The sequence below is a fragment of the Pseudomonas simiae genome (genome assembly GCF_900111895.1).
In the GTDB taxonomy this organism is placed as follows: domain Bacteria; phylum Pseudomonadota; class Gammaproteobacteria; order Pseudomonadales; family Pseudomonadaceae; genus Aquipseudomonas; species Aquipseudomonas simiae.
In genome coordinates this window covers 400,098-410,588 of the sequence record NZ_FOKB01000003.1, presented here as the reverse complement: position 1 = coordinate 410,588, position 10,491 = coordinate 400,098, and the positions used below count along the sequence as shown (strand labels likewise).

General features: G+C 61.8%; 11 protein-coding genes. 8 read left to right on the top strand and 3 right to left on the bottom strand.

Annotated features, from left to right (window positions below; all coding sequences use genetic code 11):
- Positions 1–246: hypothetical protein (locus BMZ57_RS30135; protein ID WP_217649215.1), on the top strand; the 246-nt coding region annotated here is incomplete at its 5' end.
- Here BMZ57_RS30135 and BMZ57_RS11925 read toward each other — a convergent pair.
- Entirely contained in the window at positions 243–710 is a 468-nt protein-coding gene (locus BMZ57_RS11925) for a TIGR02444 family protein (RefSeq protein WP_021492614.1), read from the bottom strand. The genes BMZ57_RS30135 and BMZ57_RS11925 overlap by 4 nt on opposite strands.
- Positions 711–760: 50 nt before the next feature.
- Between BMZ57_RS11925 and BMZ57_RS11920 the strand changes: the two genes are divergently transcribed.
- From BMZ57_RS11920 to BMZ57_RS11900, 5 genes are all read left to right on the top strand, one after another.
- Positions 761–2,671, top strand: a complete 1,911-nt coding sequence (locus BMZ57_RS11920) for an ATP-binding cassette domain-containing protein (protein WP_010207427.1) — start codon at positions 761–763, stop codon at positions 2,669–2,671.
- Complete coding sequence (locus BMZ57_RS11915) at positions 2,671–3,243, top strand: mechanosensitive ion channel family protein (protein WP_010207425.1); 573 nt, start codon at positions 2,671–2,673, stop codon at positions 3,241–3,243. The genes BMZ57_RS11920 and BMZ57_RS11915 overlap by 1 nt, the downstream gene beginning before the upstream one ends.
- A gap of 88 nt (positions 3,244–3,331) precedes the next feature.
- Complete coding sequence (locus tag BMZ57_RS11910; protein ID WP_010207423.1) at positions 3,332–3,964, top strand: LysE family transporter; 633 nt, start codon at positions 3,332–3,334, stop codon at positions 3,962–3,964.
- 270 nt (positions 3,965–4,234) lie between these two features.
- Positions 4,235–6,130 (top strand): FTR1 family protein, encoded by a 1,896-nt coding sequence (locus BMZ57_RS11905; RefSeq protein ID WP_010207422.1) that lies wholly within the window; start codon positions 4,235–4,237, stop codon positions 6,128–6,130.
- 1 nt (position 6,131) lies between these two features.
- Positions 6,132–6,587 (top strand): YaiI/YqxD family protein, encoded by a 456-nt coding sequence (locus BMZ57_RS11900; protein WP_010207421.1) that lies wholly within the window; start codon positions 6,132–6,134, stop codon positions 6,585–6,587.
- Positions 6,588–6,634: 47 nt separating this feature from the next.
- Here BMZ57_RS11900 and elbB read toward each other — a convergent pair whose 3' ends face one another.
- Positions 6,635–7,300, bottom strand: a complete 666-nt coding sequence (elbB, locus tag BMZ57_RS11895; protein WP_010207420.1) for an isoprenoid biosynthesis glyoxalase ElbB — start codon at positions 7,298–7,300, stop codon at positions 6,635–6,637.
- 116 nt (positions 7,301–7,416) lie between these two features.
- Between elbB and BMZ57_RS11890 the strand changes: the two genes are divergently transcribed.
- On the top strand, positions 7,417–8,652 hold the full coding sequence (locus tag BMZ57_RS11890) for a sterol desaturase family protein (RefSeq protein WP_010207419.1): 1,236 nt from the start codon (positions 7,417–7,419) through the stop codon (positions 8,650–8,652).
- Here BMZ57_RS11890 and BMZ57_RS11885 read toward each other — a convergent pair.
- A complete protein-coding gene (locus BMZ57_RS11885) occupies positions 8,633–9,262 on the bottom strand; it encodes a DedA family protein (RefSeq protein WP_010207418.1) in 630 nt (209 codons plus the stop codon). The genes BMZ57_RS11890 and BMZ57_RS11885 overlap by 20 nt on opposite strands.
- A gap of 208 nt (positions 9,263–9,470) precedes the next feature.
- Here BMZ57_RS11885 and hemB point away from each other — a divergent pair, with 208 nt between their 5' ends.
- Positions 9,471–10,484, top strand: a complete 1,014-nt coding sequence (gene hemB, locus BMZ57_RS11880) for a porphobilinogen synthase (protein WP_069672952.1) — start codon at positions 9,471–9,473, stop codon at positions 10,482–10,484.
- Positions 10,485–10,491: the final 7 nt, after the last annotated feature.

Genomic DNA, 10,491 nt, shown 5'->3' with positions numbered 1-10,491 from the left:
AAACCGGCCGCCAAGCCAGCTGCCAAACCTGCTGCTGCCAAACCAGCCGCCAAGCCAGCCGCTAAACCTGCTGCGGCAAAACCCGCTGCAAAGCCAGCCGCTGCCAAGCCAGCTGCCGCAAAACCAGCAGCGGCCAAGCCAGCAACACCTGCTGCTGCCCCGGTAGCATCCACCGCCCCAACTGCACCGGCCAGCAGCACCCCTGCTCCGGTAGCGCCAAGCACCAACCCAACCAGCGCTTCCTAAGTGCTGGTGGCCACGGGGCGCAGCTGATGCAGCGCGCCGTGGTCAAGGTTGGCGGCATCCTCAGCCGCCAGTCCTTCCAGCCACAGTTGCGGGTCCATCGCATCGCCTGCCGGCCACGATTGTGCCAGTGCTTCCAGTCGCGCCAGCAACTGCCGTTCGGCGTCCAGCTCCAGGGCCTTTACCCGCTCGCGTAACCCCGCCAGATCTTCATCCTGCTGCGCCATGCCACGCCATTGTGTGCGTACTCGACGTAACGGTTCGATCACTTGTGTCCGCCACGGCCTGGCAATCTGTCTCAGCGCTTGCAGACGCTCGGTGGTTACTGCCACAGCGCGCTGCTCCAACCACGCACCACACAGCAACAGGCACACATCTGCGCCTTGCTCCTGCAAACGCAGGCATGCGGCTTCGACACCCGGACGGGCGTAGGTCGTGAGGGCAAAGCTCCACAGGTCAGCGTTCATATTCACACCCAAGCCAGCGGCCAACGAAGCTGGTAGACTCCGCCGCCATTATGATCCGACTTCAAAGCCTAACATTACAGCGTGGCCCGCAACGTCTTCTCGAAGACGCCGAGCTGACCCTGCACGCCGGTCACAAAGCCGGCCTGATCGGTGCCAACGGCGCCGGCAAATCCACGTTGTTCGCCCTGCTGCTGGGTGAGCTGACCCCGGATTCCGGGGACTGCTTGCTGCCCGCCGACTGGCGCATCGCCCATATGCGCCAGGAGATCGACACCCTGGACCGCATCGCGATCGACTACGTGCTCGATGGCGACCTGCGCCTGCGCCAGGTGCAACACGACCTGGCCGAGGCCGAGAAAGCCCAGGACGGCGCCGCCCAGGCTCGCCTGCATTCCGAGTTGGACAGCGCCGATGGCTACACCGCCGACGCCCGTGCCCGCAAGATGCTCGCCGGCCTTGGTTTTACCAACGAACAGATGGACCGCCCGGTCGCCGACTTCTCTGGCGGCTGGCGCATGCGCTTGAACCTTGCACAGGCGCTGATGTGCCCTTCGGACCTGTTGCTGCTCGACGAACCGACCAACCACTTGGACCTCGATGCGATCCTGTGGCTGGAAGACTTCCTCAAGAATTATCAGGGCACCTTGCTGCTGATCTCCCACGACCGGGATTTTCTCGACGCCGTGGTCGACAACATTGCCCACGTCGAACAAAAGAAAATCACGCTCTACCGTGGCGGCTACACCGCGTTCGAACGTGCTCGCGCCGAACGCTTGGCCCAGCAACAACAGGCCTACGAGAAGCAGCAGGCGCAGCGCGCGCACATGGAAAGCTACATCGCCCGCTTCAAGGCCCAGGCCACCAAGGCCCGCCAGGCACAGAGCCGGATCAAGGCCCTGGAGCGCATGGAGGAACTGTCGGCGGCGCACGTCGATTCGCCGTTCGACTTCGTGTTCCGCGAGTCGGTGAAGATCTCCAGCCCGCTGCTGGATCTTTCCGATGCACGCCTGGGTTATGGCGACAAAACCATCCTGGAAAAAGTGAAGCTGCAGCTCACGCCGGGTGCGCGCATCGGTTTGCTCGGCCCCAACGGTGCGGGTAAATCGACACTGATCAAGAACCTGTCGGGCGAGCTTTCGCCTCTGGCCGGCCGCCTGACCCGTGGCGAGAATACGGTGGTGGGCTACTTCGCCCAGCATCAGCTGGATTCTCTCGATTCCAAGGCTAGCCCGTTGCTGCACCTGCAGCGTCTGGCGCCGACCGAGCGCGAGCAGACCCTGCGCGATTTCCTCGGGGGGTTCGACTTCCGTGGTGCGCGCATCGACGAGCCAGTGCTGAACTTCTCCGGCGGCGAAAAAGCCCGCCTGGCCCTGGCATTGATCGCCTGGGACCGTCCGAACCTGTTGCTGCTCGACGAACCGACCAACCACTTGGACCTGGAAATGCGCCTGGCGCTGACCATGGCCCTCCAGGAATTCAGCGGTGCGGTACTGGTGGTGTCTCACGATCGCCACTTGCTCAAGAGCACCACGGACAACTTCCTGCTGGTGGCGGACGGTAAAGTCGAAGAGTTCGACGGTGACCTGGACGACTACGCGCGCTGGCTGACGGATTACCGCCTGCGCAACGCGCCGGTCAGCAATACCCCGGTCAACCCCGACAAGACCGACAAGAAAGCCCAACGTCAGGCTGCCGCTGCGTTACGCCAACAATTGGCGCCGCACAAGCGTGAAGCCGACAAGCTGGAAGCCGAGTTGGGCAAGGTGCACGAGCGCCTGGCCAAGATCGAGACCAGCCTGGGCGACAGCGCCGTCTACGAGGCTGCCCGCAAGGACGAGTTGCGCGACCTGCTGGCTGAACAGGCCAAGCTCAAGGTACGCGAAGGGCAATTGGAGGAAACCTGGATGGAAGCCCTCGAACTGCTCGAAACCCTGCAAGCGGAGCTGGAGGCGCTGTCCTGATGGAAGCGTTGCAACTGCCAATACCGACGCAGTGGGTCGAACCCGTCTGGGTCGGCGTGCAAATCCTGCTGATCCTGCTGGCCGGCTACCTCGCCCAGCGCTTTGTCGCCAAGGGCCTCACTCGCTTGGGTGAGCGCTACCCGTTTCCGCCGCAACTGCTGATGCCGCTGCGCGGGGGCCTGCGTTGGCTGATCATGGGCAGTGCGTTGATTTTTGTGCTGGGCCGCCTGGGTGTGTCTGCCACGGTGTTGTGGACGGCGCTGTCGGGGTTTGTCGCGGTCGCCGCGGTGGCGTTCTTCGCCATGTGGTCGGTACTGTCCAACCTGCTGTGCGCCATTCTGATCTTCACTGTCGGGCCGTTTCGCCTGGGCGATATCGTCGAATTGGTGGATACCGTCGACAAACCGGGGGTGAAGGGTCGTGTCGTGGCGATCAATCTGCTCTACACCACGTTGATCGAAGTGGCAGAGGCGGGTACTGACAGCGCGATGGTGCAAGTGCCCAACAGTCTGTTTTTCCAGCGTTCTGTTCGGCGGTGGCCAGGTACCCACGTGTTTCCGGGCGACCGCTAGCATTCACATCTTGTAAAAATCTATAGCCAGCCTTTGGTCGGCGGAGTTAGCTTAAGGCACAACAGCGAACTCCCTTCCGAGGTGTGCAATGGCACTCGATACGTGGCTGGCCTTTTTCCTGGCCAGTTGGATCATCTCCCTTTCTCCTGGCGCTGGCGCCATCGCCTCGATGTCCAGCGGCCTGCAATACGGTTTCCTGCGTGGTTACTGGAACGCCATCGGCCTGCAACTGGGCCTGGCGATGCAGATTGCCGTCGTTGCTTGCGGCCTGGGTGCCATTCTGGCGACGTCTTCCACCGCCTTCTATGCGATCAAATGGTTTGGCGTGGCGTACCTGGTGTACTTGGCCATCAAGCAATGGCGCGCTTTGCCCATGGACATGACCGATGAAGCGGCCGTGCGCCCGATCGGCAAGCCGATGGCGATGATGTTCCGCGGCTTTCTGGTGAATGCCAGCAACCCCAAGGCCCTGGTGTTCATGCTGGCGGTACTGCCGCAGTTCGTGAACCCGCAGGCGCCGCTGCTGATCCAGTACCTGATCCTGGGGGCGACGATGATCTGCGTCGATATGGTGGTGATGGCGGGTTATACGGGGTTGGCGTCGAAGGTGTTGCGCCTGCTGCGTACGCCTAAGCAACAGAAACGTCTGAACCGTACGTTTGCGGGGTTGTTTGTGGGGGCGGCGGGCTTTCTCGCCAGCCTGCACCGCGCAACGGCATAACTGACGAAACCGGATCAAACATGTGGGCGCTGGCTTGCCGGCGATAGCATCACCTCGGTGTTTCTGAAACACGGGGGTGTCTGCATCGCAGGCGAGCCAGCGCCCACATTTGATTTGTGTTGCGTGCGGTAAACGCCGAGATCATCTCCTGTCGCCTGCCACTCGATGTGATAGTGCCCATCTCTAAAAACGCCAAATCACTTACGCCTTGAGTCAAACCCGTTAAAGCCTAACAATGTGTTACTTCGTATTTCCATTTGAGATTCGTTCATGACTGCCCCCTTCCGTTTTCTCGTCTGGCTACTGTTGCCGGCGTTGATGTCGTGCAGCTTCAACCTGTTGGCCGCGACTGCCGAGGGCGCCCCACAAGCCCTGCATTTGCTGGACTACATTGGCGCTGACTATCCACCGACGGTGGAGGCGGGCAAGGTGATCGATGAATCCGAATACCGCGAACAGCTTGAGTTTCTCGGGGTGCTGCAAGGCCTGGTGGCAGAACTCCCTCAGCGGCCGGAGCGCGCTGCGTTGGTCAAAGGCGTCGATGAACTGTTAGCGGCTGTCACTGCCCGTCAGGACGGTGCGACAGTCGCCCGGCAAGCCCGTCAATTGGGCGCTCAACTGGCCGTGGCTTATGAGGTCAGCCAAGCCCCGGCGATCACCCCTGATCCAACGCGCGGCGAGCCGCTCTACGCCCAGCATTGCTCGGTGTGCCACGGCACGACGGGGGCCGGTGATGGCCCGGCCAGCGTCGGTATGACGCCGCCACCGGCCAATCTGCGTGACCCTGTGCGCCTGGACCGCCTGAGCCTCTATGCGGTCTACAACACCCTCGGTCTGGGCGTTGAAGGCACCGACATGCCGTCCTTCTCCGACCAACTGGACGACCGCCAGCGCTGGGACCTGGCCACGTATATCGCCGGCTTCACCGCAGACCCGGCCGCCGCGAAAAGCGAGCAACCGTTCAACCTTGCGGACCTGGCACGCCAGACCCCCAATGAAGTACTGGCCGCGAGTGGCCCTGCTGCTGCCGCGACGTTCCGCGCCCAGCGTGCGCAACCGCCGCAGGTCAAGCGTGGCCCGGCGCAGTTGCTCGATTACACCGCCACCACCCTGGACAAGAGCCTGGCCGCATTCCGCAACGGCGACCACGAACAAGCCTACGACCTGTCGGTAGCCGCGTACCTGGAAGGCTTTGAGCTGGTGGAAAGCTCGCTGGATAACGTCGACGCCAACGTGCGCAAGGACACCGAGAAGGCGCTGATGGCCTACCGGCAGTCGTTGCAGGACGGTTTGCCGGTGGAGCAGGTGCAGCAACGCCTGGATGTGGCCAAGGGCAAACTCACCGAGTCCGCCGGCTTGCTGGGCAGTGATGGCCTGAGTTGGTCGCTGAGCTACATCTCCGGCTTGCTGATCCTGCTGCGCGAAGGCCTGGAAGCCATTCTGGTGCTGGCGGCGATCCTCGCGTTCCTGCGTAACACCGGCCAGCAGTCGGCGGTGCGCAGCGTCAACGTGGGTTGGGGGCTGGCGCTGTTGGCGGGTCTGGCGACCTGGGCATTGGCCGCGTATGTGATTGACGTGAGTGGCGCCCAGCGCGAGTTGCTTGAAGGCTGCACGGCGCTGTTTGCCAGTGTGATGGTGCTGTGGCTCGGCGTGTGGATGCACGACCGCCGCCACGCCGCCGCCTGGCAGGACTACATCAAGAGCAGCCTGGTAGGCGGCGGCGGGCGTTTCGGCTTCGCGATGCTGGCGTTCTTCTCGGTGTACCGCGAGCTGTTCGAAGTGATCCTGTTCTACGAAACCCTGTGGCTGCAAGCCGGCCCGGCTGGACACAACGCCGTGCTGGCGGGTGGTGCGACGGCGCTGGTGCTGCTGGTGGGCCTGGCGTGGGTGATCCTGCGTGGTTCGGCGAAGTTGCCGCTGGCGCTGTTCTTCGGCATCAACGCGGCGTTGCTGTGCGCGCTGTCGGTAGTATTTGCGGGGCATGGCGTGAAGGCGTTGCAGGAAGCCGGCATCTTCGGTACTCGCCCGGTGGCGTTCTTTGACTTCGACTGGCTGGGCATCCACGCCGATGCATACTCGCTGAGTGCGCAGGCTGTGGCGATCCTGGCGATCGTGGTGTTGTATGGCCGCAGCCGAGTGGCCGAGAAGCGCCGAGTGGCGGCCTGACATGCGGGTGTGGATCGATGCCGATGCCTGCCCTCGTGCAGCCAAGGACCAGGTAGTGAAGTTCGCCCTCAAGCGCCAGTTCGAGGTCGTGCTGGTGGCCGGTCAGAGCCAGATCAAGCCGAGCTTTTCGTGTGTGAAGCTGATCGTAGTGCCCAGCGGCCCGGATGCAGCGGATGACTACCTTGTAGAGCACGCGGTGCCTGGCGAGTTGGTGATCTGCAGCGACGTGCCGCTGGCCGACCGCCTGGTGAAAAAGGGCGTCACCGCCCTCGATCCACGGGGTAAGGAGTTCAGCCCGGCGAACATGAGCGAACGCCTGGCGGTGCGTAACCTGTTCACTGACCTGCGTGAACAGGGCCAAATGGGCGGTGGTCCACCGCCCCATGGCGAGAAGGAAAAGCAGGCCTTTGCCAATGCTCTGGACCGCATTCTCACTAAGTTGATGCGTCCGGCTTGACCTCGGTAGGGGAGCCCGCGCACCACAGTTGAATGATTGGCTGCTCGTCAGTCGTTTTCGTGGGTGAGTTCCAACACCCGGTCCACCAGCTTGTTGATCCCCGAAGCGACCTCACTGATGTTTTTGCCGAGCATATAAGCCGGCGTGCTCACCAGCTTGCGCGCCTTGTCCTCGACGATATCTTCCACCGTGCACTCCTGGTGGGTGGCGCCCATTTTGTCCAGTGCGGCAGCCGTGTCGGCACAGTTGCCGATGGTGCAGGTCACGCCCGGGCCATAGATCTTCGCCGCCAGGGCCGGTGAGATACAGATCAGCCCCACAGGCTTGCCGGCTTCGGCAAAGGCCTCGGCCAGCTCCAACACCTGCGGGTTGACGCTGCAGCCGGCGCCTTCCACGGCAAAGTTCGACAGGTTCTTCGCCGCGCCAAACCCGCCGGGCACGATCAGCGCGTCGAAGTCTTCGGCATTGGCTTCGCGGATGTCTTTCACATCACCGCGGGCAATTCGGGCCGACTCCACCAGTACGTTGCGTGACTCGGGCATTTCTTCGCCGGTGAGGTGGTTGATCACGTGCAGTTGCGCGATGTTCGGGGCAAAACATTGGACTTGAGCGCCGCGCTGGTCCAGGCGCAGCAAGGTGATCACGCTTTCTTGGATCTCTGCGCCGTCATACACGCCGCAGCCGGAAAGGATCACTGCAATCTTTTTGCTCATGGGCATTTCTCCTGGGGTCTTGGCGTTAAATGTCTACTAATTTGTCATCTGTTGCCAATGGGATCTCGCGTCGCTGCACCTAATCTTGATGTAACAAAAATAGACCGGACCAGACCATGGACTTCGTGCCTTACGCGGTACCGTTTTTCATCGCCTTGATCGTGGTAGAGCTGCTTGCCGACCGCTGGCGCGGCGAGCGCAACTACCGGGTGGCGGATGCCATCAACAGCCTCAGCACCGGCGTGCTCTCGACCACCACGGGGCTGCTGACCAAGGGCGTGGGGCTGTTGACCTACGCGTTCGCCCTCAAGCATCTCGCCGTGTTCGATCTGCCGGCCCAGAGTGTCTGGACCTGGGTGTTCGCCTTCGTGTTCTACGACTTCTGCTACTACTGGCTGCATCGCATGGGTCACGAACGCAACATCCTGTGGGCCGCGCACTCGGTGCATCACCAGAGCGAGGACTACAACCTCAGCACCGCCCTGCGCCAGACCAGCACCGGTTTCCTGCTGAGCTGGGTCTTCTACCTGCCCCTGGCCGTACTCGGCGTGCCATTGGTGGTGTTTATCAGCGTGGCATCGCTCAATTTGCTCTATCAATTCTGGGTACACACCCGGCATGTGCCGAAGCTCGGCTGGTATGAGTGGTTTTTCGTCACGCCGTCCAATCATCGGGCCCACCATGCACAGAACGCTCTCTACATGGATCGCAACTACGGCGGGGTGTTCATTTTTTGGGACCGGCTGTTCGGCACCTTCCAGGAAGAAGACGACAACGAACCGGTGATTTTCGGCGTGACCACGCCCTTGGCCAGCTGGAATCCACTGTGGGCCAACCTGCAGTTTTATGCGCAGTTGTGGAGTGATGCGCGGCGTACCGAGCGTGGGTGGGACAAGTTGCGTATCTGGTTCATGCGCACTGGCTGGCGCCCGGCGGACGTGAAGGCCAAGTACCCGTTGGCCAAGCATGACCTGACGCAGTTCCGTAAATTCGAGGTGCCGCTGGATGTACGTCAGCAGATCTATATCGCCCTGCAATTTGCGGCGTATGTGGGCTTTGGCAGCTATTTGATGAACGTCGGCGAAGGGCTGCCCACGGCGGCGCTGGTCCTGGGCTGGAGTGCCATGGCGCTGGGGTTGTTTACCTTGGGTGTGGCCCTGGAGAATCGCCCATGGGCGCTGAAGGCCGAGCTTTTACGGCTGGTGCTGAATGTGCCGCTGGTTTGGCTGGCGCCGCTGGTCGGGCTATGGCCAGCCAGCCACCTGGGCTGGCTGGGCCTGCTGAGCTACAGCCTGCTCAGCGTGATTGGCCTCTACTGCTGCAGAAGCCGGTTTACTCGACTGGTGTCTTAGGCGTTTCGACCGGGACCGGCTCGGCGGCGAGCCGGGCCTTGGCACAGGCCTCGCGGGCAATGCGCGCATTCTTGATACGGCGGCGCAGCCACAGGCCGAAGCCCAGTAGCAGCAACGCGCCCAATACCCACAGCTCGTATTTCTTGATGCTGCCCAGCATGCCTTCCAGCACTGCCCCGAAGTGATAGGCCGCAGCGCCTAAGGCCAAAGCCCAGATCGCGGCGCCAATACCGTTGAGGATCAGGTAGCGCAATGGCGGATAGCCAGAAAGGCCGATCGCCACCGGCATGACCGTGCGCAATCCGTAGACGAAGCGGAAGCTCAACACCCAGATATCCGGGTGCCGGCGGATGTGCTCCAGAGCCTTGTCACCCATCAATTGCCAGCGCGGCTTGCGCGCCAACAGCTTACGGCCGTGCTTGCGGCCCATGTAATACCAAAGCTGATCGCCGGCATAGCTGCCAAAAAAGGCAACGACCACCACCAGGTTGATATCCATGTAGCCACGGAACGCCAGGAAGCCCGCGAGAACCAGAATGGTCTCGCCTTCAAAGAAGGTGCCCAGGAAGAGCGCAAAGTAGCCGAAGTCATGCAGAAATTGTTGAAGCATGGTCTGGGGTGCTGGCGAAATGAACGCGCAGCCTACGCCTTCATGAAGATTCATGAAAGTATCGAGATGTGTCACGAAGTGAACAATTCCTACAGAAGTGACGAATGCGACTTCAGGTCGCATCCTTAAGCACAACTGTCATACCTTCGTCATAATGGCCGCTTATAACTGCAACGCTCGCCCGTAAACCCGGGCTCAGGAGTCTGTCGTGAGCTTTACCCCTGCCAATCGCCTGTTCCCCGCCACCCGTCTGCGTCGCAATCGTCGTGATGATTTCTCTCGCCGCCTGGTGCGGGAAAACGTACTGACGAGCAACGATCTGATCCTGCCGGTCTTTGTACTGGACGGAGAAAATCGTCGGGAAGCGGTGGCATCGATGCCCGGTGTGGAGCGTTTGACCATTGATCTGCTGCTTGAAGAGGCCGCCGGTTGGGTCGAGCTGGGAATTCCTGCATTGGCGCTGTTCCCGGTCACGCCTTCTGAACTCAAGTCCCTGGATGCTGCCGAAGCCTGGAACCCGGAAGGGATCGCCCAGCGTGCCACCCGCGCCCTGCGCGAGCGTTTCCCGGAGCTTGGGGTGATCACTGACGTGGCGCTGGACCCGTTCACCACCCACGGTCAGGATGGCATTCTTGACGAAGACGGCTATGTTCAGAACGACATCACCGTCGATGCACTGGTCAAGCAGGCCTTGTCCCACGCAGCGGCAGGTGCCCAGGTGGTTGCGCCGTCGGACATGATGGACGGTCGCATCCAGGCGATTCGCGAAGCCCTGGAGCTGGCGGGTCACGTCAATGTGCGGATCATGGCCTACTCGGCCAAGTACGCCAGCGCCTATTACGGCCCGTTCCGCGACGCGGTGGGTTCGGCGCTGAACCTGGGCAAGGCCAACAAGGCTTCGTACCAGATGGACCCGGCCAACAGCCATGAAGCCCTGCACGAAGTAGCGGTCGACCTGGCCGAAGGCGCTGACATGGTGATGGTCAAGCCGGGGATGCCGTACCTGGACATCCTTTATCGGGTCAAAGAAGAATTCAAGGTGCCGACGTTTGTCTATCAGGTCAGCGGCGAGTACGCGATGCACATGGCTGCAATACAGAATGGATGGCTGAGTGAAGGGGTGATCCTTGAATCCCTGACAGCCTTTAAACGCGCCGGGGCTGATGGCATTCTGACCTACTTCGCCGCCCGCGCCGCCCAATTGCTTAGAGAGCAACAATAGCCCTCAC